Origin of the sequence: Pseudomonas sp. B34(2017), from assembly GCF_002112915.1 — a bacterium.
Lineage (GTDB): Bacteria > Pseudomonadota > Gammaproteobacteria > Pseudomonadales > Pseudomonadaceae > Aquipseudomonas > Aquipseudomonas pharyngis.
Window position 1 is genome coordinate 296,855 of sequence record NZ_NEJA01000007.1, and the last position, 23,267, is coordinate 320,121.

Genomic DNA, 23,267 nt, shown 5'->3' on the forward strand with positions numbered 1-23,267 from the left:
GAACCGTCCGAGCGACGCTGGTCACTGCGGTGACCTGTGGCGGACGATAAGGGCAGCGATGGCAGACTGTCCAGCGCATTTGTAAACAAATTTTTCCCAAGGAAATCGGTTAATGGAATTCACCAGCGGCTTCTTGCTGAGCCTTTCGCTGTGCCTGGATATCGGCGTGGCCAACATCGCGATGATCACCCTGGCGATGCAGCGCGGCTATTTTCAAGGCTTCGCGCTGGGTCTCGGCACCTGCGTCGGCGACCTGATCTACGCGGTGCTGGCGCTGGCCGGAATGACCGTTCTGCTGCAATACGAAACCGTGCGCTGGGTGCTGTGGATCGGTGGTTCAGCGCTGTTGATCTACTTCGCGGCGAAGATGATCTATTCGGCGATCCACCACGAGGCGCAATTGGCGGCGACCGCCGAAGTCGGCCAGAACTCCCATCGCAAGGAATTCTTCCGTGGGATCTTTCTCGCCATGTCATCGCCGAGCGCCATCCTCTGGTTCGCGGCCGTGGGCGGCACGTTGATCGCCCGTTCCGGTGGCGGCGGTCCTTTGAGCTCGGCGCTGTTTCTCGGTGGTTTCCTGTGCGCCGGGCTGCTGTGGTCGGCGGGACTGTGTTTTGCCGCGAGCCATGGCGGCAAGTTGCTGGGCGACAAACTGCTGCGCTATTCCTACATGGCATCGGCAGCGATCTTCTGCTATTTCGCGGTCTACGTGATCGTATCCGGTTATAACGAGTTCGTCGGTTCCGGCGCCGCCGAGGCCCTGCATACGCTGTAAATGTGCGAATCGGGTTTGGCTTCTATACTCCCAGCCGAACCCACTTTTTTCGTTCAAGGAGTCGAGTCATGGATGAGCAAAAACGCGTCGAAGTGGCTGAACCTCGCTTCGAACATGGACACTTCCTGCTGATTGCAGGATTTCGCGATCGCTTCACCAAAGAGACCGTTCGGGACATCTCTGCACTGTGGGAAAAACTCATCCCGCACATCGGGCATATTCCGGGGCAGAAGAGCGAAGTGACTTACGGTGTCTGCAGCAATTTCGACGGTAATGGCGGTTTTGACTACATGGCCGGGGTCGAGATCAGCAAGCTCGATGAGTTTCCACAGGAAAAGTATCCGTGGATCGAAATCCTCCCGCGCCAGTACGCGGTGTTCGAACACAAGGGTTCGCTGGATCAGCTGCCGCAGACCATTGATTACATCTACAACACCTGGCTGCCGGCGTCCGAGTACAGAGGGCTCAACGCCCCGGAGCTGGAACGCTACAGCGCCGATTTCAATCCGAAGCTCAATACCGGCAAGCTGGAAATCTGCGTCCCGGTGGAAAAAAAAACCTGATCGGCGACCGGCAGCGCGAACCCGCTTCGCGCTGCCGGTCGAGCCTTACTTGCCCTTGATCCGTCGTGCCCGCAACAGGTCGATGCCCAGAGTAATAAAGCCGAAGAAGCTGATGCCCAACACCATCAACAAACCGATTTCCACGCTGCTCATAAACGGTTCCCCCCTCGGGTGATCAGAGACAGGCACCAGAAATAGACCGTCCCGAATCCGAAGAAAAGCGCTTATACGCAGGCTTTACGCCGCCCGTGCGGATCGATATGAACACCTTATTCCTTTATCCTTGGCGGCCTTGTTTCCACTGATTTCGAGCCGCCATGAACACCGTCATCCGCCACGTCACAGTCGCCGACCTGGACCGCTGCTACGCCATCGAAACCCTCGCCTATGAAGGCGACGAAGCCGCGACCCGCGAGAAGATTGCCACGCGCATCGCCACCTGGCCGGACGGTTTCATCGTCGCCGAAGTGGACGGGCAGGTAGCCGGCTTCATCAACTCCGGCGCGGCATTTGACGTGCAGATGTCCGACGAGGCGTTCAAGGAGTTGATCGGCCACGACCCGGCGGGGCCGAACGTGGTGATCATGTCGGTGGTGGTGCACCCGGACTATCAGGGCCAGGGCCTGGCCAAGCGTCTGCTGGGCGAATTTATCGAACGCATGCGCGAGCAGGGCAAGGCGACGATTCACCTGATGTGCAAGGAGCGGCACATCCCGCTGTACGCCGGATTCGGTTTTGCCTACATCAAACCGTCCGAGTCCGACCACGGCGGGATGGCGTGGCACGAGATGATCCTCACCCTCTGAAGAAGAACCTCTGACCTGATCGTTCCCACGCTCTGCGTGGGAATGCAGCCCGGGACGCTCCGCGTTCCTGCCGCACCACTGATGCAACGCCTGGCACCGTCGTGACGCAGAGCGTCAAAGTCTGCATTCCCACGCAGACGGTTCGACGCCTCGACGTGGGAACGATCGGTGGGCGGGGTCAGTAGAGGGTGTCACGTACTCTGGCCGGGGCCTCGCGATCATAGGCCTCGGCATCAAACTGCCCATCATTCAGACGCTTGTGAAACGCACCCGCCGTGGGTAGCGCCGAGCGCGGCAAGTGGGTTTGCGGATTCCACGCATCCGAACGCACGAATGCCTTGGAGCAATGAAAAAACGCCGCCTCCACCGTCACCAGCAACACCGTGCGCGCCGGTTTGCCGTTCACCGCGAAGCTATCCAGTAACTGCGGATCAGCGCTGATGGACGCGGTGCCGTTGACCCGCAACGTCTCGCCAATCCCCGGAATGATGAACAGCAGCGACACCCGCGGATCGTGCAGCACGTTGCGCAAGGTATCGATGCGGTTGTTGCCCGGGCGATCCGGCAGGGCCAGGGTGCGCTCGTCAATGATCCGCACAAACCCCGGCGTATCGCCGCGCGGAGAGCCGTCGATGCCGTCGGCACCCACCGAGCTGACAATCACCAGCGGCGAGACCCGGACCATCGCCTGATAGTCCTCGTTGAGAAAGCCGATCTGCTTGCGCACCGCCCGTTCGTGGGGCAAGCCGTAGATGGCTTCCAGCGCTTCGATTGAATCGATCATCGTTGCTCCCCCGACGATTAGAAAAACAGGCCCATGCGCCGCTCGTAACCGATGCGCCCCTTGTACGCTTCGCCGCTGTCGACAAAACCGTACTTGGCGTACAGCGCAATCGCGGCGTCATTGTCGGCGTCCACCGACAGCTCCAGCCCTTTGATTTCCGGCCAGGCCTGACGTGCAACCTCCGGCAACGCCAGCAGGCAAGCCTTGCCATAGCCCTTGCCCTGGGCGCGATGATCGACCTGCAACGCATGCAGGGTGGCGCTGTGTTCATCGGCCCATTCCGGCGACACCGGCGGGCGTTTGAGCAGCAGGAAGGCCACTGGCACGTCTTCGGCCAGCAGCGCAAAACCCTTCACGCCGGGGCCGGGCTTCGACAGCAGGGTGTGCAACGCACCGTGGATGTCGCCGGAGAACTTGATCTGCTCGGCGTGGATTTCAATGGCCTCGACCTGTTGGCGTTGGGTGGCGTTCAGGCTTTCGTAAGGCACGAGTCGGGCTGACACGGGAATTTCCTTTTTCCTACAAAGATGAGCCTCGGATTCTAGCGAGTTTGTCTTCTCCGGAATTTTTTTGTTTCAACTGTCGATCCGGCAAATCGCCGAACGACTAAGGGTGTCTTCACAACAAAAACCAGGGAGAAACACCATGAGTACGCAAGCGCAGATTCAAAGCCTGATCGATACCTACCGCGAGGCGGTGATGACCAAGGACGTGGAAAAAGTCATGGCCCTGTACGCCGACGACATCGTTTCCTTCGATGCGATCAAGGCCCTGCAATTCAAGGGCAAGCCGGCCTACCGCGCGCACTGGGTGGATTGCATGGAAATGTGCCCCGGCCCGCACATTTTCGAGTTCCACGAAATCGCCATCGAGACCGCCGACAACATCGCCTTCGCCCACTGGGTCGCCAATTGCGGCGGGACCAATGAAAAGGGCGAAACCCAGAGTTGCTGGATGCGCGTCACCGCCTGTTACCGGCAGGTCGGCGGGGCCTGGAAAATTGCCCACGAACACTGGTCGGCACCGTTCGATCCGATGAGCGGCGCGACCCTGTTCGATGCGAAACCCTGATCTTCAGCCATAGTTGATCCGTCCGATTCAGGAGAACGCCATGAAGTATTTATGCCTGGTCTACAGCGATGAGCGCCTGCTGCATTCATCGCCCGACAGCCCGGAAGATGCCGAGTGCTGGGCCTACGCCGAGTCGATTCAGGGCAGCGGCCGGATGGTCGCCGCCGAAGCGCTGGAGTCGGTGCAGACCGCCACCACGGTGCGCATGCGCAACGGCAAGCTGTCGATCACCGACGGCCCGTTCGCCGAGACCAAGGAGCAGTTGGCCGGTTTCTACCTGATCGACGCGCGGGACCTCAACGAAGCGATTCAGGTCGCCGGCAACATTCCGGCGGCCCGGGTCGGCAGCGTCGAAGTGCGTCCCGTGCGCCAGTTGAATGTCTGAAGTCAGGGCGCGGGTCGAGCAGGTCTATCGCGAAGACTCGCGGCGGATCCTCGCGACCCTGATCCGCCTGCTCGGCGATTTCGACCTCGCCGAAGAAGCCTTGCACGAGGCGTTCTTCGTCGCGGTCGAACGCTGGCAGCGCGACGGCGTGCCGGACAATCCGCGAACCTGGCTGGTGTCCACCGGGCGCTTCAAGGCGATCGACGTGTTGCGCCGTCGGGCGCGGTTCAAGGCCTCGCAGCCGTTATTGCTGGCGCAACTGGAAGAACTGGAACAGTCCGAATGGGACGCCGAAGACGTGGAAGACGACCGCCTGCGCCTGATCTTCACCTGCTGCCACCCGGCGCTGGCGGCGGACGCGCAGGTGCCGCTGACCCTGCGTGAAGTCTGCGACCTCACCACCGAGGAAATCGCCCGGGCATTCCTCTCGGCCCCGGCGGCGATTGCCCAACGCATCGTGCGGGCCAAGGCCAAGATCCGCGACGCGAAAATCCCTTATCAAGTACCGAGCCTGAGCGAATTGCCCGAACGCCTCGACAGCGTGTTGCGGGTGATTTATCTGGTGTTCAACGAAGGCTATTCGGCATCCGGCGGCGCCCAGGTGACCCGCGAAGACCTGACCCGCGAGGCGATCCGCCTTGGGCGGTTGTTGCTGGAGTTGTTGCCGGATCCGGAAGTCATGGGCTTGCTGGCGTTGATGTTGTTGCATGAATCGCGGCGTTCGGCGCGCTCTTCGCCTGATGGTGAACTGATTCTGCTGGATGATCAGGATCGCGGATTGTGGAATGCCGAGTTGATTGCCGAAGGCTGCGATCTGGTGGAAAAGGCGCTGACCACGGGACGCTTCGGGCCTTACTGCCTGCAGGCAGCGATTGCGGCGGTGCATGCCGAAGCGCCGACGGCGGGGGAGACGGACTGGGCGCAGATCGTCGGGCTGTATGACGTGTTGCTGCGGGCGGTGCCGTCGCCGGTGATCGAGTTGAACCGGGCGGTGGCGGTGGCCAAGCGTGACGGGGCGCTGGCGGGGTTGACCCTGGTTGAAGGGATTTTGAGGCGTGGGGATTTGCAGGATTACCACCTGGCGCATTCGGCGCGGGCGGAGTTTTGTCGGCAGTTGGGGCGGGTTGAAGAGGCGCGGGCGGCTTACCGGCGTGCCCTGGAATTGACCCGGCAAGAGCCGGAGCGGCGGTTTATCGAGGGGCGGCTTTCGGCTTTGGATCGCTTGCCCTCACCCTAGCCCTCTCCCGGAGGTAGAGGGGACCGATCCGGGGATATTGGGGATATACGCCGACCTGAAAGTGTTTTTTTGAATCCATAATCGACCAGATCTTTCAGGTCTTACTCTCACGTAAGTCACCTCGACGCCGACGTGAACTAATTCGCCGTGAATCCATAATCGACTCGATTTTTCAGGTCGATGTATGACGCAAGACACCTCGGTCAGTCCCCTCTCCCTCCGGGAGAGGGTTAGGGTGAGGGCGCTTTTGATTTTGCCTTTCGCTTTTAGGCCTGCTGCCGAGTAGCAGCCATCACAATCTCCCGAATACAAACCCCCTGCGGCTGCCCATACGCATAAGCAATCGCCGTCGCCACATCCTCGGCACTCAACACCGTGCCACCCATGTCCTGCTTCCAGGCCTGGTACCCGCTCTTGATCGCCTCATCCGTGGTGTGGCTCAGCAACTCGGTCTCCACCGCGCCCGGCGCAATCGTGGTCACCCGGACGTTATGCGGCGACAACTCTTCACGCAGGTTTTCCGACAATCCATGCACCGCAAACTTGGTGCCGACATACGCCACATGGTTCGGGAACGTCTTGCGTCCGGCCACCGAGCTGACGTTGATGATCGTGCCGTGCTTGCGCTCGATCATCCCGGCGACCACCGCGTGCACGCCGTTGAGCAGACCTCTCACGTTGACGTCGAGCATCTGGTCCCACTGTGCCGGGTCCTGCTTGCTCATCTCGCCCAGCAGCATCACCCCGGCGTTGTTGATCAGCGCATCGGCCGGGCCGAACTGCGCTTCCGCTTCGGCCACAGCGGCCAGCAATGCGGCGCGGTCGGTGATGTCGACGCGGCGGCTGAGGGTGTTCGGCAGGGCCAGTGCTTCGAGGCGTTCGATGCGCCGGGCCAGCAACAGCAGCGGATGGCCGGCAGCGCTCAAGCGGCGGGCGGTGGCTTCGCCGATGCCCGAGCTGGCGCCGGTGATGATGATCAAGGGCTTGCTCATGGTTGAACTCCTGAGATAAGAAAAACAAATAACCAGATTCGTGACGCAGTATATTTAGCCCGCTGGAGGCTGAAAAATGCCTTATTCCTCTGTCTGCTATCGGAATCTCCTATGGATATCCGCCATCTCAAAGCCTTCCTCGCGGTGTTCGAAGAACGCAACATCACCGCTGCCGCGCAACGGCTGTTCATCAGTCAGCCCACGTTGTCGGTGACCATCAAACAGCTGGAAGAGGAGCTCGGCGCAACGCTGTTTGTGCGTCAGCCTCGTGGTGTGGACGTCAGCGACGAAGCGCGACTGCTATACCCACAGGCACGACGGATGGTGGCCGAATCAGAGGCACTGAGCCGGATGTTTCGCGGCCGCGAAAACCGTGCGCCGCTGACCCTCGGCATCGAAGGCGACATCGCCGCCAGCCACATCGAAGCCTTTGTGCGGATGGCCCATCAGGCGATGCCCAATCTGCTGCTGACCCTGGAGGAGGGCTGTCATGGCGACGGTCGGTTGGCGGTCGAGGAAATGTGCTGCGAGGACGAACTGTTCCTGCCGCTGTGGGAAGAGTCCTATGTGATGGCGCTGCCTCTCGATCATCCGATGGCCAACGCGCAGGCCGGCTGGGCGCCGATCGAGGACTGGATCACCTGCCCACAGCATCCTTCACATCAGCGGTTGATGGCGCTGTACGGACGCTCGCCGGAAGCGGTGGCGGGACATGCCGGTTCACTGCAACAGGCGTTGCATATGGTGGCGGCGGGTGTCGGTGTGGCGATGTTGCCGCAGTCACTGGTCAGCGGGCATGAGCGCATCGTCGTGCGCGCGCTGCACCTGCCGGCGCCGACCCGGCGGGTGGGATTGTGTTACGCGGCGCAGGCGCTGGAGTTGTCGACGATGCGTGGGTTGCACGAGTATTTTCAGGTGAACCGCCCGGCAGCGATCGAGGCGGCCTAAGCTATTCCAGCATCTTGCTCAGCAACCAGCTCCCCGCCGGCCCCGGCGGGTACAGCCGCGACCACAGGGCATCGACGAACACCGGTTTCGGCCAGCCGCGCATCTTCAGTTCCACCAGCAAGTCATTGCCGAAACGCTCCACCAGCCAGCGCGGCAGCGGCGCCCAGCCGAAACCTTTCTCTGCCATTTCCAGCAGCATCAGATAACTCGGCGCCGACCACACCCGGCCTTTGCCGCGACTGTCATAGGGATTGACGATGGTCGCCAGGCGCAGCTCGCGATGCTGTTCAAGGATCGTTTGATCGATGGAATCGTGCGTCGCCAACGGATGACCACGTCCCACGAACAAAGCGATTTCCGTACGCTCGGCGACGGTCGCGCTCGCCAGATCCGGTGGGTAGTTGTCCTGCATTTCGGCGAACGCCAGATGCGCTCGACCGCGCTGCACCAGTTCGATCAGGTCATCGCACTCGGCGATCAGGCATTCCAGCTCCAGGTCCGGATAACGTTGTTCGAAGCCCACCAGTGCCGCTTCGAAACGGTCGGACTGATAAGTGTCGGAAATCGCCACCGTGAGTTTCGGCTCGACGCCCTGAGCCAATTGCCGGGCGGTCATTTCCAGGCGGCTGGTGGCCGCCAGAATCGCCTCGGCCCGTTGCAGCATCACGTGCCCGGCCGGGGTCAGCGTCGGCTTGCGGCTGCTGCGGTCGAACAGCACCAGATCCAGATCAATCTCCAGACTCGCCACCGCCGCACTCACGGTCGACTGACTGCGCCCGAGCTTGCGCGCTGCCGCTGAAAACGAGCCTTGAGTCGCCGCCTGGACAAACGCCAGCAACACTTCCTGAGAAGCCATTAACTATCGCCTTGATCGATGGTTATTGGTTATGAAGTATCGGTGTAGTGCTGGATCATGGCAACCATCTTCACAGAGGACTTCGGCCATGACTGCCAACAAATCCATCACTGAACGTATCTTCCAGGCCATCGGTTTCGAACTGTTGGCGATCCTGATCTGTACCCCATTGCTGGCGTGGATCATGGGCAAGCCGCTGGTGGAAATGGGCGCCGTCACCATCGCCATCGCGTTGCTGGCCTTGGGTTGGAACGTGGTGTTCAACGGCTTCTTCGACCGCATGCTCAAGCGCTGGAACATCGCCCACAACGCCTGGGTGCGAGTGGCGCACGCGCTGCTGTTCGAGGGCGGGTTGATCGTGATGGGCGTGCCGCTGATTGCCTGGTGGCTGTCGGTCAGCCTGTGGCAGGCGTTCCTGCTCGACATCGGCGTGCTGCTGTTCTTCCTGCCATACACCTACGTTTATCACTGGGGTTATGACGTGGTGCGCGAACGGCTGGTGATGCGCAGCGTTTGCCAGAGCTGAAAACAAAAAATCGCCGCCTGTGAGGGCTGCGATTTTTTTTGTCCGGACTTTGTGCAGGTTTAGAGAAACATCCCGCCCGACGCTTCAATCCGCTGACCGTTGATCCACTGCGCTCCCGGCGACAGCAGCAGCGCCAGCGCACCGCCAATGTCATCCGGCTGCCCGGCACGGCCCAGTGCGGTGTTACTGGCGACCATGGCGTTCAGCGCCGAATTGTCGCGCACCGCGCCGCCGCCGAAGTCGGTTTCGATGGCGCCCGGTGCCAGGATATTCACCGCGATCTGCCGCGCCCCCAGCTCCTTGGCCTGATAACGGGTCAGCACTTCCATCGCGCCTTTCATCGCAGCGTAAGCGGCATAACCCGGCAGGGTGAAGCGGGCCAGACCGCTGGAGATGTTGATGATCCGCCCGCCATCGTTGATCAGCGGCAGCAGTTGCTGAGTCAGGAAGAACGGCCCTTTCAGCTGTATGTTCATCAGCAGGTCGAACTGCTCCGGCGTGGTGTCGGCGAAGGAGGCATGCACGCCAATCCCGGCGTTGTTGATCAGGAAATCGAAGCGCGGACGATCAAGCTGTTGCAGCGCCTGCTCGACTCGCACAGCGAAATCGGCAAAGCCTTCGCTGCGGCCGACATCCAGTTGCAGCATCACGGCTTTGGCGCCTAGCGATTCCAGTTCCTGCACCAGCGCCTGGGCTTCATCGGCGCGGCTGTTGTAGGTGCCGATGATGTCCACGCCTTGCGCGGCGAGGTGCAGGGCGGCGTTCTTGCCCAGGCCACGGCTGGCACCGGTGATCAATGCGATTTTGCGGTTCATGGGTTTTCCTCGATGGCGGTGACGGTTGATGGGGCAAAGTTTATTTATCCGCCATGAGGTGATAAACAGACTGAAACCGGAATCACTGGTCGAACTGTCCGAACAATCAATGGGTGGCCCATGAACAAACTGGAACTGCTGCGCACCTTCGTCCGGGTCAGCGAATTGTCGAGTTTTACGATGGCGGGGGAGAGTCTCGGGCTGCCGCGCTCGACGGTGTCCGAGCAGGTGCAGGCGCTGGAAAGCCTGCTCGGCACGCGCCTGCTGCAACGCACCACGCGCAAGGTCCAGGCGACTCAGGACGGCCTCGCGCTGTATGAGCGGAGCAAGGATCTGCTGTCGCACATGGACGAAATCGAAAACCTGTTCCGTCAGGACGAAGCGTCGCTGACCGGGCGGATCCGGATTGACATGCCGAACATTCTGGCGCGGCGGCTGATCATGCCGAAGTTGCCGGAATTCATGGCCCGTCATCCGAACCTGGAACTGGAAATCAGCAGCACCGATCGTCGGGTCGACCTGCTCGCCGAAGGTTTTGATTGCGTGCTGCGCATCGGCGCGCAGCCCGATCAATCGGTGGTGGCGCGGCATCTGGGGGATTTCAGCATGATCAACTGCGCCAGCCCCGCGTATCTCGAGCGTTACGGCGTGCCGCAGACACTTGAAGATCTGGCGCAGCATCGGTTGGTGCACTACGTCGGTGTGCTGGGTTCGCGTTCGGAAGGGTTTGTCTACGAGCAGGACGGACAGGTCCACCGGGTGCCGATGGCCGGCAGTGTGACGGTCAACAGCACCGATGCCTACGAGTCGGCGTGCCTGGGCGGGTTTGGTCTGATCCAGGTGCCGCGCACCGGGATGAACACCTATCTGGACAGCGGCGAGATCGTCACCGTGCTGCCGCAATACACCGCGCCGGCGATGGGCATATCACTGTTGTACGCGCGGCAGCGGCATCTGCCATTGCGGGTGCGGGTGTTCATGGACTGGCTGGGGGATTTGATTCGTTCGACGCTCTGATTCCTGCCGCAAATCCCTGTGGGAGCAACGGCTCTCACAGGGATTTGGGGTGGATCAGAAAATCTGGGTAAACAGCCAATACAGGCTGCCCGACAACAGAATCGCCGCCGGCAACGTCAGTACCCACGCCATCAGCAGATTGCGGATGGTCTTCATCTGCAAACCGCCACCGTTGGCGACCATGGTCCCGGCCACACCGGACGAAAGCACATGAGTGGTCGACACCGGCAGACCGAACATGTCGGCAGCGCCGATGGTCAGCATCGCCACGGTTTCCGCCGAGGCGCCCTGGGCGTAGGTCAGATGGGTCTTGCCGATCTTCTCGCCGACCGTGACCACGATCCGCTTCCAGCCGACCATGGTGCCCAGCCCCAAGGCAATCGCCACGGCGATCTTCACCCACAGCGGAATGAACCGCGTGGCGTTGTCGATCTGCTGTTTGAACAGTTGCAGCTTGCCTCTGGTGTCGGCGTCGAAGCTGCCGACATTGTTCTTGTCCATCAGGCGAATGGTTTCGCTGGCCAGGTACATGTCGTTGCGCACGTTGCCCATGGCCTCGGCCGGGACTTTCGCCAGCGAGCCGTAGCCTTTGACTTCTTCACCGATGTGCCCGGTCAGGACGGCGAGGGCGGGGATCAGTTGCGGCGTGGCTTCCTTGCTTCGCACGTAGTCGGAGAGCACGGCGCGTGGATCGGCCGGTGCCGGCAGTGGCGCACTTTTCACCAGCGCTTGCTGGGTCACTTGAGCGACAGCGGCGAATTGCAGCGATTGTTCTTCCGGCATGGTGCGGTTCAGTGCATAAGCCATCGGCAGGGTGCCGACCAGAATCAGCATGATCAGGCCCATGCCTTTCTGGCCATCGTTGGAGCCGTGGGCGAAGGACACGCCGGTGCAGGTCAGGATCAGCAGACCACGAATCCACCACGGCGGCGGGGTGTTGCCTTCCGGTGCCTTGTACAGCGAACGGTTCTTCACGAACGCGCGCAGCGCCAGCAGCAACAGCGCTGCGCAACCGAAACCCACCAGCGGCGACAGCAGTAGCGCGTAACCGATCTTGGTCGCCTGGGCCCAGTCCACACCGCTGGTGCCGTCGCGACCATGCATCAACGCGTTGGCCACGCCGACGCCGATGATCGAACCGATCAGCGTGTGCGATGACGAGGCCGGCAGGCCCAGCCACCAGGTGCCGAGGTTCCACAGGATCGCCGCGATCAGCAGGGCGAAGATCATCGCGAAACCGGCGGACGAGCCGACTTGCAGAATCAACTCTACTGGCAGCAGCGCAATGATGCCGAATGCGACTGCACCGCTGGACAGCAGCACGCCGAGGAAGTTGAAGAATCCCGACCACACCACGGCCACATTCGGCGGCAGAGAGTGGGTGTAGATCACCGTGGCCACGGCGTTGGCGGTGTCGTGGAAGCCGTTGACGAACTCGAAGCCCAGTGCAATCAACAGCGCTACGCCGAGCAGCAGGAATGGGGTCCAGGTGGTGACCACCGTGCCGAGTTCGTGCATGTCGTGCATCAGGCTGTAGGCGGTGAACAGCATTCCCATGGCCAGCACGGCGAAGAACACCACGTAAGTGAAGGGGCCGGTTTTTTTGTCGAGCGCCGGCCTGCCACTGGCAGCGGAGGCCGGGCTGGCGGTCAGGGAGGGAGTAGCCATGGGCGGACAATCCTGAGCGGGGGAAGGAGTGTTGCCCATAATCGTTGCTAAATATTACAGAGAGACTGCGACAGATCAGTGTTTGGCGGATTAGCCGCGCCGCTGGTCTTCTGACTGAAGACGGTGATCGTTCCCACGCTCTGCGTGGGAATGCATAAGGTGACGCTCCGCGTCACAGGGACGCGGAGCGTCCCGGGCGGCATTCCCACGCAGAGCGTGGGAACGAGCGTGCGACTGTAGCGGCGCTGAAGAAAGGTCAGTAATCCCGGCGCTTGCGAAACGCCCAGCGCCCGGCAATCACGGTGAACGTCGCCACCAGCGCCACCAGAATCCAGAACCCTTCCGGATCGGTGGCCAGCGGCACGCCGCCAACGTTCATGCCGAAGAAACCGGCAATGATGTTGATCGGCAGCGCCAGCACCGTGACCACGGTCAGAGTGAACAGCGTGCGGTTGCTCTGTTCGTTGAGGTTGGCGGCGATCTCTTCCTGCAACAGCTTGATTCGCTCGCCCAGAGCCGTGAGGTCGTTGATGATCAGCGCGAACTCCTCGGTGGATTTGCGCAGCTCCTTCACGTCGTCCTTCTGCAACCAGGGCGGCGGCCGATTGAGCAGGCGCAGCAGCGAACCCGGTTCCAGCGCCAGCAGTCGTTGCAGGCGCACCAGCACCCGACGGTTGGCGCCGAGTTCGGCGCGGTTGGTCGACAGTCGCGAGGAGAGCAATTCGTCCTCGACCTGATCGACGCTCATGCTGGTCTTGCGCACGATCTGGGTCAGCACTTCGCCCTGGTCGCGCAGCAGGTGCACCAACAGTTCCGACGGCGAACGAAAGCACTCGCCGGCCTTCACCGAAGAACGCAGCTTGTCCACCGAGTGCAGCGGTTGCAGACGCGCACTGACAATCAGTTTGCTGCGCACGCAGACCCACAGCGTCGACACGTCCGACGACACCATGCTGCTGAGGTTGAACACCACATCGTTGACCACCGCCAGCAACGCCGAATCGACATGCTCGATGCGGGTCGAACGCGAACCTTCGTGCAGCGCTTCGAAAAATTCCTCGGGCAATTGCAGATGGCTTTTCATCCAGCGCTCGCACGCGGCGTGGGCCAGGTTCAGGTGCAGCCAGAGAAACTCATCGCTGTCGCTATCGTCTTGCAGGCAGCGCAGGGCGGTGGCCGAATCCACCTCGCGCCCGCGTTCGCCGGGGCGAAAGCGAAAGCCGTAAAGCAGGCCGAACAGGTCAGGATCGCGATGGCTGATATCGAGGCTGTGGTTCATGAAGGCTCGCTGCGAGGAGGCGTCTGTCGCGGGATTTGCAGATTCACCTGAGCCGCATCATCGCAATGTCACATGACGCTTGTGTGACGGCAGGGTGACGTGAAATCTGACCGGCCAGGGACTGTGTACCGGTTCGGATACCGAGTCGGTACACAGTCGATCTCAATTCGTGCAGGCCGCCGCCGATGCCCGGTTATCTATCACCGGCATTGGAGATTCCCCATGGTCAGCATCACGTCTGTTTCGATCAATCAGACCGTCACCACACCCACCAGCAAAACCTCGATTGCCGACACCGGTGACGACACCTCGACCACCGCAGCGGCCAGCACCGCTGTGAAGGCCGACACCAGCAAAGTCGCGGCGGGCGGTGGCGCGGCGCCGGCGGGCGACAGCAGTTCCAGCAGCGATGAATCGGATACGGTGAAGGAACTGCGCAAGCAGATTGCCGAGCTGCAGAAGCAGTTGCAGGAAGAGCAGCAGGCGTTGCAAGCGGCTCAGGCCAAGCAGGAAAGTCAGGACGCCAAGGCTGCGGATGTCGCGACGGCGCAGTCGCAGATTGCGACGACGTCGGCTTCGTTGCAGACGGCGACGGCGGCATTGTTGGCGGCGTTGCAGGATTCGGACAGCGGTACTTCCGGTTCGCTGGTCAGCACCTCAGCTTAAGGTCACCACAAAACAATGTAGGAGCGAGCCTGCTCGCGATGGCGTCCGGTCAGCCAATTCAATATTGACTGATCCAGCGCTATCGCGAGCAGGCTCGCTCCCACGGGGATTGTTGGGGTGAATCAAGTGTCTTGCTTGTTGCTCAGCACCTTGCCGGTGGTCGCATCGAAGTCCACATCGAACTCCTTGCCATCAGCAGCACGCAGTTCAACTTCATACTCATAACCATTGAAGTGGTTATCCAGATCCGTGTCGGTAATGGTCGCGCCCGGATGCAGTTTCAGCGCTTCTGCGTTCATCGACTCCAGCGATTTGATCTTGCCGGACTTGACCAGCTCAGGGATCTGGTCAACGCGAACGTCAGCCTGAGCCAGGCCAGCGGTGAGGGTCAGGGCGGCAGCGGTAAACAGGGCAGTCAGGGTTTTCATCGGTTATTCCTTTGGGTGATTCGTTTAAGTGAGTTCAGGTTAATCACCGCAACTTAATTCACCCTTAAAACGCAGCGAGCAGGCCGGACTCCCCGAGGGAGCGAGCCTGCTCGCGATACTGACGCCCGAATTTGCAGATCAGAAGCCGTTGTTCTTCAACACCTGATCCACACTGGCGGCGGCCGGGCGTTTGTAGAACTTCAGCAGCTCGCTGGCGCGGTTGGTGAAGATACCGTCGACGCCAGAGGCCATGACTTTTTCGAAGTCCACCGGCTCATCCACGGTGTAGACGTGCACCAGCAGGCCCTGATCGTGGGTGTATTTGTTCATCCATGGCTGCACCAGATCCGAATAGCTCTGATCGCCGCCGTGGGTCAGCTTCGCCGAAGGGCCGGTGCCGATTGCACCCTGTGCCTTGGCGTAGTCGATCCACTGCTTGAACTCGGCTTCGGATTTCGGCTCTTGCTTGCCGTAGAACGCGTTCTTGTCCTTCTCGCCGGATTCGGCAAAGGTCACTTTGGATTTCGGCTCGATGCTGCCTTCGCCGACCCACAGCAACAGGATTTTCGGCACCTGCGGCATTTCCTTCTGCAGCATTTCCAGGCTGCTCTTCTCGAACGTTTGCAGGATCACCTTGCCGTTGCTCTCGCCGACGCTGGCGACGTTTTTAGCCTGTTTGGCGCCGGCCGGTATCAGCCAGCCGCGGGCCTGGAGTTTTTCCTTCAGGTCATGTTCGATCCCCGGGAACAGCTTCGGCTCCTTGGTTTCGATGTACAGACCCGGCTTGTGCTTCGGGTTGGCCTGGGCGATGTCGATGATTTCATCGAGGGTCAGAATCTTCAGGCCGACGTAGGACGGGCGGGCGCGATCCGGGTACTTGGCGTTGTACCAACTGCCGGCGTCGAGGGTTTTCAGTTCGGCCATGGTGAAGGCATTGGCCGGGCTGTCCTTGCGCTCCGGGAACTTGGTCGCGACGTCGGTGGTGCGCTGCAGGTTGTCGTCGTGCAGGGCGAACAGCACGCCGTCCTTGCTGCGCTGCAAGTCCATTTCCAGGTAATCGGCGCCCAGGTCGCGGGCCAGTTTGTAGGACGCAGCGGTGGATTCCGGGGCATCGAAGGACGCGCCACGGTGGGCGATCACCGCCGGGTGCGGAATGCCCTCGGAGGCAGCGAGCGCAACCGGGGTTGGCTGGCCGGCGGCGTGGGCCTGACCGAGGCCGAGCATCAGGCTCAGCAGCAGTGCGCTTTTGGTGAACGTGGCGGGCATGTCGAGGTCCTTTCGCAGGTATTTTCGAAGATGTACCTTTTAGCAACTCAAACGAAAACGTGCTATCGCGAGACCGACATAAACGTACTGAAAGCGAAAATTTGCGCACTTTTGTGCGTTCGTTTGCAGTACGCTTGTGCACGGCAACCGCCCCGGCAGAGGGCGCGCCACGCATTGCCCTGCGTGTAGACCATCGATCCTTTTCGTGAGGTTTACCATGCGCATCACATCGCAACTCATCTGCCAGGCCGCCGACGACCTCAAGGGCTTCGTCGGCCTCAACCGCAAGACCGGCCAGTACATCGTGCGCTTCAGTGAGGACTCGTTCGGCATGGACGTGGCCGATGACGGCATCATTCCGTGCAGCGAATTCGTCTGGGCACCCACCACCGAACAGACCATGACCCTCAAGCGCGAACTGATCCAGTTGCTGCTGGACCAGAACATCGATGACCGGATCAACATTACCGAGCCGTTGCGCGTTTATATGAGTAAACGCGAAGTGCCGGAGATTGAGGCGGTGCGTAGTCTGGTGAAGGGCTGAGATGCTTCGGTGAATCATTTGCCGCCATCGCCAGCCTGCTGACGATGGCGCAATATTCATTTCCCGAACCGATACTCCCGCTCCACCCGACACACCCGCGTATGAAACGCCGAATACCACTCGGCCCGTCCACGCGCCTGAATCACCCGGTGCTCCGGATGCTCGCGCCACGCCAGAATTGCCGCCTCACTCTCCCAGTACGAAACCGTAATCCCCGCCCCGTCCGCGCCCCGGATCGAATCGATGCCGAGAAAACCCGGTTGCTCGGCAACCAATTGCATCATGCGCTCGGAGGCCTCGGCATAGCCGTTGTCGCCCTCGGTGCGGGTCGACGTGAAGATCACGGCGAAACACTCAGTGTCCGGTTTCATCGACAGTGCTCCGAGCAGGCTTCGACAAACGCCCGCACCAGCGGTGGCAAGTTCCCCTTGAGCGCCGCACGTTCCGGCTGGAACAGCGTGGCGACAAAGAACACATGGTTTTTCAGTTCGATGGCGCGCAGATCGCCTGCCGAATCGTGACCCACGGCGTGTAGTTCATGGGTCAGCAACTCCCGTTCGAACTGCGGATTCACACCGTAGCGGCAGCGATAACCTTCGCGAATTACCGACGTTTCGTACGCCCTGGCGATCAACGAACCGGGCACCAGATGAATGCTGTCCACTGCTTCCACCAGCGAGCAGGTCAGCGGTGTGAGCACTGCGCGGCTCGAGTCAGGCGAAGTTTCGCCATGCTCGGCGTCGGCCCAGCCCAGCACGTTGCGGGAAAACTCCAGCACCGCATGCTGAAAACCGCCGCAGGTGCCGAGGAAAGGGCGCTGCTGCTCGCGGGCAAAGCGGATGACCCGCAGGGCGCCGTCTTCACTTTTATAGGGGCTGGCCGGCACACACCAGAAACCGTCGAATGGTTCCAGCGGCGTCTCGGGCAGGATTCGGTCGGTGGCCAACCATTCGAATTCGACCGGACGGCGAAGGTGTTCCGCCGCCAGTCCAAGGGCGACCGGGATGGCCTGGTGGGCGGTGACTTGCGGATCGTAATCACCAATCAGGGCGATGCGCAGGGCTCTGGATTCCATGAGGACTCGCTGTGCTTGTTGAGGGATGACGCTCACTATAGATTGGCGTTCACGCACTCTAAATTGGCGTTTGCCCAAGTGATCAATGCAGCCGCGCAATACCAACTGGATTTCCCGGATCTGGCCCTGATTCTCGCCTTAGTGCGCGGCGGCTCTCTGGCCCGGGCCGCGCAGTTGTTGAAGGTCGATGTGTCGACGGTGTTTCGCGCCGTGCGCCGACTGGAAGCATCACTCGGCCAGCAACTGTTCGAAAAAAGCCGCGCCGGTTACCTGCCCACCAGCCTCGCGCAGACCCTGGCCGAGCAGGCCGAACGCGCCGAGCAAGCTTTGGAAGCGGCGCGAATCGGCGTGGAGCAGGGCGGTGAAGTGGTCAGCGGTACGGTGCGCCTGACCTGTACCGATTCGGTGTTGCAAGGTCTGCTGCTGCCGGCGCTGGCGCAGTTCATGCCGAACTATCCGGCGCTGACCATCGAGCTGAGCACCTCAAACGATTTCGCCAACCTCAGCCGCCGCGATGCCGACATCGCCCTGCGCCTGACGCGTACACCGCCGGAGCATCTGGTCGGACGTGAGCTGGCGAAGATTTCCTACCGTGTCTGCGCCAGTCAGCGTTATCTACAAAAGGTTGAAGCGACCGATCTGGCGGCACTGACCTGGATCGCCCCGGACGACTTTTTGCCTGATCACCCGACCGTCGCCTGGCGCCGTCAGCAGTTGCCCGGTGTGACGCCGAGCTATCGCTGCAACAGCATGTTGTCGGTGACGGAACTGGTCCGCGCCGGACTGGGCGTGGCGGCGTTGCCGGACTTTCTGATCGATGATGGTCTTCAAGCCCTGAGCGAACCCTTGCACGGTTACGACACCGCGCTGTGGCTGCTCACCCGCCCGGACTGCCGCGCATTGCGCTCGGTGGTCACGCTGTTCGATGAACTGGGGCGGGCGCTGCGGTTGCCGTGATCGCGTTTAACCCGGCGCCCGGTCATTGGCGAACATGCTCACGGCTTCCACCGCTTCGCTGGCGCCGTCACGAATCTGCAAAATCACCGTACCGGCCTGATCCGCCAGTTCGACACCCTGCGCCGCGCGACCACGGGTGCCGTCCATGCTCTTGATCGCCTGACGGGTTTCGGTCTGGATCAGGCCGATCATGTTGGAAATTTCCGCTGTCGAGCCGCTGGTGCGTGCCGCCAGTTGCCGAACTTCATCGGCTACAACGGCAAAGCCACGACCCTGCTCGCCGGCACGCGCAGCTTCGATGGCGGCGTTCAGGGCCAAAAGGTTGGTCTGATCGGCAATAGCGCGGATGGTGTTGACAATGGCGGTGATCTGCTCGGAGCGCTCGCCGAGTTGCGCGATCAGGGTTGAGGATTCGGCGATGTCGTCGGCAATTTCGCGCATTTCACTGGCCGCTTGCTGAATCACTTGCGTACCTTGCTCGGCAACTTTTCGGGTGGTCACCGAGATGTGATAGGCGGCGCTGGCACTGCGCGCATCCTGCTCGTGCTGCTCGACCCGAGCGGTCACGTCCGACGCGAACTTCACCACTTTGCACAAGCGGCCGGCAGCGTCATAGACCGGGTTGTAGTTGGCTTCAAGCCACACGGTCTGCCCGCGTTTGTCGACGCGTTCGAATTGGCCCTGAAACAGTTCGCCCTGATTCAATCGGCGCCAGAAATCCTGGTAGGCGCTGCTGTTGACCAGTTGCGCGGGGCAGAACAAACGGTGATGTTTGCCTTTGAGTTCGGCGAGGGTGTAGCCCATGCGCGTCAGAAAATTCTGATTGGCAGTGAGAATATTGCCGTCGAGATCGAATTCGATCACCGCCATGGCGCGGTCGATCGCCTGCAATTTCGCATTGGCTTCGCTTTCCTGCTGCACTTTGGCGGTGACATCCATGGCGTACTTGACCACTTTCACCACGCGACCCGAGTCATCCTTGATCGGGTTATAGCTGGCTTCGAGCCAGATTGGTCGGCCCTGGCTGTCAATACGTTCAAAGGTGCCGGACTGGAACTGGCCGCTTTTCAATCGCGACCACAACTCGGTGTACTGATTGCCACGGGCAAACTCGGGATAACAGAAATGGCGATGGGGCTGGCCGACTACCTGTTCACGGGTGTAACCCATGGTTTTCAGGAAGTTGTCGTTGGCGCGCAGAACGACACCGTCGACATCGAATTCGATCACTGCCATGGAGCGGTTGATCGCCTCCAGCAGGCCGGCTTGTTGGTTGATGGTGTTTTGGAGATCGACGAGGGCAGTCTTGTGGCGGTTGAAAATCATGTTCATGGCACTCTGGAAATAGGACTGAAGGTGGGGTCCCTGTTTCCGCGTCAGCCAGCCAGATATCTCGATGGCTGGAAGCAGTGTGCCAGCATCCCGGCTGGCGGATTAACTTATACAAAACTTTATAAACTTGTACAAGAAATCGATTTTTCTCAATTTTGTACAAGTTTTTTCAGGCGGGTGATCGGCTCAACGCTACGCTGATTGTGTTACGTCCCGTGTGCTTGGCCGTGTACAGCGCCTTGTCGGAATCTTCGAACCACTCAAGGGCATCGGCGTAAGAGGTTTGATAGCGAGCAAGCCCGATACTCAGGCTGACTCGCAGCTCGGGGACGTCGGGATCGCGGTATCGATCCATTCCCTGACGCAGTTGCTTCATCAGCGCTTCGGCCTTGCTCAGGGGCAGGTTGGGCAGGATCACGCAGAATTCGTCGCCGCCGTATCGTCCGGCCAGCTCGCTTCCGTCGAGCACGAACTTCAGCTCGTGACTCAATTGCCGCAGCACCGCATCGCCGACGATGTGTCCGTAACTGTCGTTGATCGACTTGAAATGATCGATGTCGATCAGCGCCAGAATCGCTTGGGAATTGTGCTGCCGGCACTGCTGGAACTTGAGATGCAGCAGGTCTTTCCAGGCGCCGTGGTTGAGCAGGCCGGTCAGGCTGTCGGTGCGGCTCAGGGCGCTCAGAGTGCGTTTGTGTTCGGCGAGTTTGATCGCCAACCGATAGCAAACCATTCCCAAAGCCAGCGGATAAAGCGTCAGCATCGGCAGGCAGGCCCAGACTTGAGTCTGCGTGGCCGTCAGAGTGAACTTGACCCCGAACATTGACCAGCCCAGCAGCACGCCAATCACCTGGGCGAGCGCGCCAAGCCAGAACAGGCGCACGCCACCGGCGGCCACGTTGTTCATGGTCATCATCGACAGAATGGTCACGGTGGTCAGTGGGTTGAACTGGAAACAGGCGGTCCAGAAACCGCCGAACACCGAGTCATAGAGCAGGTTGCGGCGTTCGGCGCGATAGGGAAAGGCCGAGCGGGTCGACCATTGATAGGCCACATGCGGCCAGAGAAAGCCGTTAAACAGCAACAAGGTCCAGAGCCAGGACGGCATGTTCAACGGATACACCGCGGCGCCCACACTGAAGAAGCCGATGCCCAGCCCGATGGCTCGCGGCAGGTAAATGCGTCTGGCGAATGACAAGCCTTTGCCGCGTTGGTTTTCCATGGTGTTCTGCGCCAGATTCATTCTGAAACACTTTGCAGTGTAATTCTTCAGCGTGACCGTTCATCGGCCAATGGCAGGCATTGTCATTTATTCCAGCGGGAAAATTCAGTGTCCTTGTGAGCCATTTACTGTGGCGCAGGCCTGATCTAGAGCTGATAGCAGGCCAGGAACATGTCGATTGCAGAATCGACCACGGCATTTTGCATCGTGCTCTCGAGCGAGGGCTGGCCCAGGGAGATCTGCGGCCAGAAGGCAAAGGTTTTCAGCAGCCCCTGCACTTGATGGGCGGCGAACTCTGGATCGACCGGTTTCAATCGACCATCCACCTGGGCGGCACGAATCCACACGGTCACGCTTTCCTCACGTTCGCCCATGCGCGCCACCATGTTCTGCGCGCGTTCCGGCGAATGGATTGCGGCGGCTATGGCGACACGGGCCAGATTCATGAAATTGTCGTCTGCCATCATCTGCAGCTTGGCCATCAGCATCGTTCGCAATTGATCGCGCAAAGGCTGATCCGGCTGATAGGACACGGCTTGCTCAGTGCTGATTCGTGCCCACAACTGATTGAGAATTTCGGCGAAAAGCTCTTCCTTGCTGGGGAAATGGTTATACACCGTACGCTTTGATACCCCGGCCGTGGCCGCGATCTTGTCCATGCTGGTGACCTCAAACCCGTTGGTTCGGAATTCGGCGATCGCGGCCTGGATGATGGCTTCGCGTTTACGGTCGGTGAGGCGCGTTGGAGCTGTCATAAATTCGATTCGGCAGAAAAAGGTGAAATTACACTCGGCAGTTTACTTGTCACCGGGTTTGATGCAACCTAGAAAGTACACCGATCAGTGTAATGTTGCCTTAATCGGTACAACCTAAAACCAGATGTCCGGCTGATGCGTGCGTGCCTTGGCCATTTATCGTCCCACCGTGGAAAGCCGTGAATTGCGCGGTGTTTCCGGAGTCATTCAGTCATGGCCAAATCCATTGCTTCTGCGGGCAGTCAAACCCCTGAACCTTCGCGTCAGGCCGAAGGTGTATTCCGCAATCACGCGCCGGTGCAGCGCGAAGGTTTGCGCAAGATGCTGCGGATCATGTGGAACATGATCTTCCACAAACCACGCAACACTCGGCCGGCGGCAGCCATTCCGGTGCAGCCACTGACCCGCGCTGACCTGATCGCGGCCCCCAACCACAGCGTTTATCGCCTCGGCCACTCGACCTTGCTGCTGAAGCTGCAAGACAAGTTCTGGATCACCGACCCGGTGTTTGCCGAGCGCGCTTCGCCTGTGCAATGGGCCGGCCCGAAACGCTTCCACCAGCCACCGATCAGCATCGACGAGTTACCGCCGATCGAAGCGGTGATCCTGTCGCACAACCATTACGACCACCTCGACTACGAGGCCGTGTTGAAACTGGCAGACAAGGTAAACGTGTTCCTGACCCCGCTGGGCGTCGGCGACACCCTTATCAAGTGGGGCATCGATGCCGACAAGATTCGCCAGTTCGACTGGTGGCAGGGCACAGAAGTCGCCGGCATCCGCTTCATCGCCACCCCGTCGCAGCACTTCTCCGGTCGTGGCCTGTTCGATGGCAACCAGACCCTGTGGGCTTCGTGGGTGATCATCGATGGCGACACGCGGATTTTCTTCAGTGGTGACAGCGGTTATTTCGACGGCTTTAAACGCATTGGGGAACAGTACGGCCCGTTCGACGTGACCCTGATGGAAACCGGTGCCTACAACGTCGAATGGCCTCACGTGCACATGCAGCCGGAAGAGACCCTGCAAGCCCACATCGATCTCAAGGGCCGCTGGCTGTTCCCGATCCACAACGGCACGTTCGACCTGGCGATGCATGCCTGGCATGAGCCGTTCGACCGCATTCTTGCGCTGGCCTGGGAACGCAGCGTGTCGATTACCACGCCGAAAATGGGCGAGGCGTTTAACCTGATGCAACCGCAACGTGGGGACGCGTGGTGGTTGGAAATGGAACAAGAGGTGTCAGAAAAGGGGCGCGTTGCTTGTAGCGGCTACAAGGCTGGGTGAGTTTTCCTACCAG

Annotated in this window: 27 protein-coding genes and 1 pseudogene; 13 read left to right on the plus strand and 15 right to left on the minus strand. The window is 60.6% G+C overall.

The genetic code is table 11. From position 1 onward, the window contains the following. Window positions 1–112 precede the first annotated feature (112 nt). The 3 genes from CAF80_RS22940 to CAF80_RS22950 all read left to right on the plus strand — a co-directional run bounded on the left by CAF80_RS22940 (window position 113) and on the right by CAF80_RS22950 (window position 2,144). The gene (locus tag CAF80_RS22940) at window positions 113–775 is read left to right on the plus strand and encodes a LysE family translocator (protein WP_039766147.1); all 663 of its coding nucleotides are present in this window, start codon (window positions 113–115) and stop codon (window positions 773–775) included. A gap of 68 nt (window positions 776–843) precedes the next feature. Further along, a complete protein-coding gene (locus CAF80_RS22945; RefSeq protein WP_085667975.1) occupies window positions 844–1,338 on the plus strand; it encodes a GyrI-like domain-containing protein in 495 nt (164 codons plus the stop codon). 317 nt (window positions 1,339–1,655) lie between these two features. Next, entirely contained in the window at window positions 1,656–2,144 is a 489-nt protein-coding gene (locus CAF80_RS22950; protein ID WP_085667976.1) for a GNAT family N-acetyltransferase, read from the plus strand. Window positions 2,145–2,322: 178 nt separating this feature from the next. On the opposite strand, the gene CAF80_RS22955 is transcribed toward CAF80_RS22950, so the two are convergent. Next, window positions 2,323–2,928 carry a pyridoxamine 5'-phosphate oxidase family protein gene (locus CAF80_RS22955; RefSeq protein WP_074688270.1) on the minus strand — a complete coding sequence of 202 codons (606 nt, stop codon included), beginning with the start codon at window positions 2,926–2,928 and terminating at the stop codon, window positions 2,323–2,325. Window positions 2,929–2,945: 17 nt separating this feature from the next. Next, entirely contained in the window at window positions 2,946–3,431 is a 486-nt protein-coding gene (locus CAF80_RS22960; RefSeq protein WP_085667977.1) for an N-acetyltransferase, read from the minus strand. Window positions 3,432–3,573: 142 nt separating this feature from the next. Here CAF80_RS22960 and CAF80_RS22965 point away from each other — a divergent pair, with 142 nt between their 5' ends. Genes CAF80_RS22965 through CAF80_RS22975 form a run of 3 tightly spaced genes read left to right on the plus strand, consistent with a single transcriptional unit; the run spans window position 3,574 to window position 5,621 of the window. After that, window positions 3,574–3,999, plus strand: coding sequence for a nuclear transport factor 2 family protein (locus CAF80_RS22965; protein WP_085667978.1), 426 nt, complete (start codon window positions 3,574–3,576; stop codon window positions 3,997–3,999). A 40-nt stretch (window positions 4,000–4,039) separates the two neighbouring features. Then, window positions 4,040–4,384 (plus strand): YciI family protein, encoded by a 345-nt coding sequence (locus CAF80_RS22970; RefSeq protein WP_007951101.1) that lies wholly within the window; start codon window positions 4,040–4,042, stop codon window positions 4,382–4,384. Then, window positions 4,377–5,621, plus strand: coding sequence for an RNA polymerase sigma factor (locus CAF80_RS22975; protein WP_085667979.1), 1,245 nt, complete (start codon window positions 4,377–4,379; stop codon window positions 5,619–5,621). Before CAF80_RS22970 ends, CAF80_RS22975 begins: the two co-directional genes overlap by 8 nt. A 266-nt stretch (window positions 5,622–5,887) precedes the next feature. On the opposite strand, the gene CAF80_RS22980 is transcribed toward CAF80_RS22975, so the two are convergent. Beyond that, the gene (locus CAF80_RS22980; RefSeq protein ID WP_039766160.1) at window positions 5,888–6,613 is read right to left on the minus strand and encodes an SDR family oxidoreductase; all 726 of its coding nucleotides are present in this window, start codon (window positions 6,611–6,613) and stop codon (window positions 5,888–5,890) included. 111 nt (window positions 6,614–6,724) lie between these two features. Between CAF80_RS22980 and CAF80_RS22985 the strand changes: the two genes are divergently transcribed. Then, window positions 6,725–7,561 carry a LysR family transcriptional regulator gene (locus CAF80_RS22985; protein WP_039766163.1) on the plus strand — a complete coding sequence of 279 codons (837 nt, stop codon included), beginning with the start codon at window positions 6,725–6,727 and terminating at the stop codon, window positions 7,559–7,561. Window position 7,562: 1 nt separating this feature from the next. Here CAF80_RS22985 and CAF80_RS22990 read toward each other — a convergent pair whose 3' ends face one another. Further along, window positions 7,563–8,417 carry a LysR family transcriptional regulator gene (locus CAF80_RS22990; protein ID WP_085667980.1) on the minus strand — a complete coding sequence of 285 codons (855 nt, stop codon included), beginning with the start codon at window positions 8,415–8,417 and terminating at the stop codon, window positions 7,563–7,565. Between the two features lie 88 nt (window positions 8,418–8,505). Here CAF80_RS22990 and CAF80_RS22995 point away from each other — a divergent pair, with 88 nt between their 5' ends. Continuing rightward, on the plus strand, window positions 8,506–8,943 hold the full coding sequence (locus tag CAF80_RS22995) for a multidrug/biocide efflux PACE transporter (RefSeq protein WP_074688259.1): 438 nt from the start codon (window positions 8,506–8,508) through the stop codon (window positions 8,941–8,943). A 59-nt stretch (window positions 8,944–9,002) separates the two neighbouring features. Here CAF80_RS22995 and CAF80_RS23000 read toward each other — a convergent pair whose 3' ends face one another. After that, window positions 9,003–9,758, minus strand: coding sequence for an SDR family NAD(P)-dependent oxidoreductase (locus tag CAF80_RS23000; RefSeq protein ID WP_085667981.1), 756 nt, complete (start codon window positions 9,756–9,758; stop codon window positions 9,003–9,005). A 120-nt stretch (window positions 9,759–9,878) separates the two neighbouring features. Here CAF80_RS23000 and CAF80_RS23005 point away from each other — a divergent pair, with 120 nt between their 5' ends. Continuing rightward, window positions 9,879–10,775, plus strand: a complete 897-nt coding sequence (locus CAF80_RS23005) for a LysR family transcriptional regulator (RefSeq protein WP_085667982.1) — start codon at window positions 9,879–9,881, stop codon at window positions 10,773–10,775. A 54-nt stretch (window positions 10,776–10,829) separates the two neighbouring features. Here the strand turns inward: CAF80_RS23005 and CAF80_RS23010 are convergent, their stop codons facing one another. Together CAF80_RS23010 and CAF80_RS23015 are read right to left on the minus strand one after the other, a co-directional pair. Continuing rightward, window positions 10,830–12,443, minus strand: coding sequence for an inorganic phosphate transporter (locus CAF80_RS23010; RefSeq protein ID WP_085667983.1), 1,614 nt, complete (start codon window positions 12,441–12,443; stop codon window positions 10,830–10,832). Window positions 12,444–12,699: 256 nt separating this feature from the next. After that, complete coding sequence (locus CAF80_RS23015) at window positions 12,700–13,722, minus strand: transporter (protein ID WP_039766176.1); 1,023 nt, start codon at window positions 13,720–13,722, stop codon at window positions 12,700–12,702. 222 nt (window positions 13,723–13,944) lie between these two features. Between CAF80_RS23015 and CAF80_RS23020 the strand changes: the two genes are divergently transcribed. Further along, entirely contained in the window at window positions 13,945–14,388 is a 444-nt protein-coding gene (locus CAF80_RS23020; RefSeq protein ID WP_085667984.1) for a hypothetical protein, read from the plus strand. Window positions 14,389–14,510: 122 nt separating this feature from the next. Here the strand turns inward: CAF80_RS23020 and CAF80_RS23025 are convergent, their stop codons facing one another. Together CAF80_RS23025 and CAF80_RS23030 are read right to left on the minus strand one after the other, a co-directional pair. Further along, window positions 14,511–14,816, minus strand: coding sequence for a PepSY domain-containing protein (locus CAF80_RS23025; protein ID WP_074688249.1), 306 nt, complete (start codon window positions 14,814–14,816; stop codon window positions 14,511–14,513). 138 nt (window positions 14,817–14,954) lie between these two features. After that, a complete protein-coding gene (locus tag CAF80_RS23030) occupies window positions 14,955–16,082 on the minus strand; it encodes a glycerophosphodiester phosphodiesterase (RefSeq protein WP_074688247.1) in 1,128 nt (375 codons plus the stop codon). Between the two features lie 217 nt (window positions 16,083–16,299). Between CAF80_RS23030 and CAF80_RS23035 the strand changes: the two genes are divergently transcribed. Beyond that, window positions 16,300–16,626, plus strand: a complete 327-nt coding sequence (locus CAF80_RS23035; RefSeq protein WP_039773311.1) for a DUF2025 family protein — start codon at window positions 16,300–16,302, stop codon at window positions 16,624–16,626. 56 nt (window positions 16,627–16,682) lie between these two features. Here CAF80_RS23035 and CAF80_RS23040 read toward each other — a convergent pair whose 3' ends face one another. Then, window positions 16,683–16,997: an antibiotic biosynthesis monooxygenase gene (locus CAF80_RS23040; RefSeq protein ID WP_074688245.1), complete on the minus strand. Its 315-nt coding sequence runs from the start codon at window positions 16,995–16,997 to the stop codon at window positions 16,683–16,685. After that, window positions 16,994–17,701 (minus strand): CTP synthase, encoded by a 708-nt coding sequence (locus CAF80_RS23045; protein ID WP_074688243.1) that lies wholly within the window; start codon window positions 17,699–17,701, stop codon window positions 16,994–16,996. Before CAF80_RS23045 ends, CAF80_RS23040 begins: the two co-directional genes overlap by 4 nt. A 42-nt stretch (window positions 17,702–17,743) precedes the next feature. Between CAF80_RS23045 and CAF80_RS23050 the strand changes: the two genes are divergently transcribed. Beyond that, entirely contained in the window at window positions 17,744–18,658 is a 915-nt protein-coding gene (locus CAF80_RS23050; RefSeq protein WP_371855242.1) for a LysR family transcriptional regulator, read from the plus strand. Window positions 18,659–18,664: 6 nt separating this feature from the next. Here CAF80_RS23050 and CAF80_RS29315 read toward each other — a convergent pair whose 3' ends face one another. The 4 genes and pseudogenes from CAF80_RS29315 to CAF80_RS23065 form a co-directional block, all read right to left on the minus strand. Beyond that, entirely contained in the window at window positions 18,665–19,225 is a 561-nt protein-coding gene (locus tag CAF80_RS29315) for a methyl-accepting chemotaxis protein (RefSeq protein WP_371855247.1), read from the minus strand. Next, window positions 19,211–19,990: pseudogene (locus tag CAF80_RS29320) on the minus strand (PAS domain-containing protein); the annotation flags it as partial. The gene CAF80_RS29315 and the pseudogene CAF80_RS29320, both read right to left, overlap by 15 nt. A 169-nt stretch (window positions 19,991–20,159) precedes the next feature. Next, window positions 20,160–21,212 (minus strand): diguanylate cyclase, encoded by a 1,053-nt coding sequence (locus CAF80_RS23060; RefSeq protein ID WP_074688524.1) that lies wholly within the window; start codon window positions 21,210–21,212, stop codon window positions 20,160–20,162. A gap of 146 nt (window positions 21,213–21,358) precedes the next feature. After that, window positions 21,359–21,967, minus strand: a complete 609-nt coding sequence (locus CAF80_RS23065) for a TetR/AcrR family transcriptional regulator (RefSeq protein WP_085667985.1) — start codon at window positions 21,965–21,967, stop codon at window positions 21,359–21,361. 213 nt (window positions 21,968–22,180) lie between these two features. Here CAF80_RS23065 and CAF80_RS23070 point away from each other — a divergent pair, with 213 nt between their 5' ends. Then, complete coding sequence (locus CAF80_RS23070) at window positions 22,181–23,254, plus strand: MBL fold metallo-hydrolase (RefSeq protein ID WP_085667986.1); 1,074 nt, start codon at window positions 22,181–22,183, stop codon at window positions 23,252–23,254. The last annotated feature ends 13 nt before the right edge of the window (window positions 23,255–23,267 follow it).

What these genes read in the sequence shown, in the direction of transcription:
- CAF80_RS22940 (WP_039766147.1), top strand. Translation starts at nt 113, where the DNA reads ATGGAATTCACCAGCGGCTTCTTGCTGAGCCTTTCGCTGTGCCTGGAT.
- CAF80_RS22995 (WP_074688259.1), top strand. Translation starts at nt 8,506, where the DNA reads ATGACTGCCAACAAATCCATCACTGAACGTATCTTCCAGGCCATCGGT.
- CAF80_RS23040 (WP_074688245.1), bottom strand. Translation starts at nt 16,997, where the DNA reads ATGAAACCGGACACTGAGTGTTTCGCCGTGATCTTCACGTCGACCCGC.
- CAF80_RS23035 (WP_039773311.1), top strand. Translation starts at nt 16,300, where the DNA reads ATGCGCATCACATCGCAACTCATCTGCCAGGCCGCCGACGACCTCAAG.
- CAF80_RS22955 (WP_074688270.1), bottom strand. Translation starts at nt 2,928, where the DNA reads ATGATCGATTCAATCGAAGCGCTGGAAGCCATCTACGGCTTGCCCCAC.
- CAF80_RS23030 (WP_074688247.1), bottom strand. Translation starts at nt 16,082, where the DNA reads ATGCCCGCCACGTTCACCAAAAGCGCACTGCTGCTGAGCCTGATGCTC.
- CAF80_RS22945 (WP_085667975.1), top strand. Translation starts at nt 844, where the DNA reads ATGGATGAGCAAAAACGCGTCGAAGTGGCTGAACCTCGCTTCGAACAT.
- CAF80_RS22985 (WP_039766163.1), top strand. Translation starts at nt 6,725, where the DNA reads ATGGATATCCGCCATCTCAAAGCCTTCCTCGCGGTGTTCGAAGAACGC.
- CAF80_RS23015 (WP_039766176.1), bottom strand. Translation starts at nt 13,722, where the DNA reads ATGAACCACAGCCTCGATATCAGCCATCGCGATCCTGACCTGTTCGGC.
- CAF80_RS23060 (WP_074688524.1), bottom strand. Translation starts at nt 21,212, where the DNA reads ATGGAAAACCAACGCGGCAAAGGCTTGTCATTCGCCAGACGCATTTAC.
- CAF80_RS23005 (WP_085667982.1), top strand. Translation starts at nt 9,879, where the DNA reads ATGAACAAACTGGAACTGCTGCGCACCTTCGTCCGGGTCAGCGAATTG.
- CAF80_RS23010 (WP_085667983.1), bottom strand. Translation starts at nt 12,443, where the DNA reads ATGGCTACTCCCTCCCTGACCGCCAGCCCGGCCTCCGCTGCCAGTGGC.
- CAF80_RS23065 (WP_085667985.1), bottom strand. Translation starts at nt 21,967, where the DNA reads ATGACAGCTCCAACGCGCCTCACCGACCGTAAACGCGAAGCCATCATC.
- CAF80_RS23000 (WP_085667981.1), bottom strand. Translation starts at nt 9,758, where the DNA reads ATGAACCGCAAAATCGCATTGATCACCGGTGCCAGCCGTGGCCTGGGC.
- CAF80_RS23020 (WP_085667984.1), top strand. Translation starts at nt 13,945, where the DNA reads ATGGTCAGCATCACGTCTGTTTCGATCAATCAGACCGTCACCACACCC.
- CAF80_RS22975 (WP_085667979.1), top strand. Translation starts at nt 4,377, where the DNA reads ATGTCTGAAGTCAGGGCGCGGGTCGAGCAGGTCTATCGCGAAGACTCG.
- CAF80_RS22970 (WP_007951101.1), top strand. Translation starts at nt 4,040, where the DNA reads ATGAAGTATTTATGCCTGGTCTACAGCGATGAGCGCCTGCTGCATTCA.
- CAF80_RS23025 (WP_074688249.1), bottom strand. Translation starts at nt 14,816, where the DNA reads ATGAAAACCCTGACTGCCCTGTTTACCGCTGCCGCCCTGACCCTCACC.
- CAF80_RS22950 (WP_085667976.1), top strand. Translation starts at nt 1,656, where the DNA reads ATGAACACCGTCATCCGCCACGTCACAGTCGCCGACCTGGACCGCTGC.
- CAF80_RS22990 (WP_085667980.1), bottom strand. Translation starts at nt 8,417, where the DNA reads ATGGCTTCTCAGGAAGTGTTGCTGGCGTTTGTCCAGGCGGCGACTCAA.
- CAF80_RS22980 (WP_039766160.1), bottom strand. Translation starts at nt 6,613, where the DNA reads ATGAGCAAGCCCTTGATCATCATCACCGGCGCCAGCTCGGGCATCGGC.
- CAF80_RS22965 (WP_085667978.1), top strand. Translation starts at nt 3,574, where the DNA reads ATGAGTACGCAAGCGCAGATTCAAAGCCTGATCGATACCTACCGCGAG.
- CAF80_RS23045 (WP_074688243.1), bottom strand. Translation starts at nt 17,701, where the DNA reads ATGGAATCCAGAGCCCTGCGCATCGCCCTGATTGGTGATTACGATCCG.
- CAF80_RS23070 (WP_085667986.1), top strand. Translation starts at nt 22,181, where the DNA reads ATGGCCAAATCCATTGCTTCTGCGGGCAGTCAAACCCCTGAACCTTCG.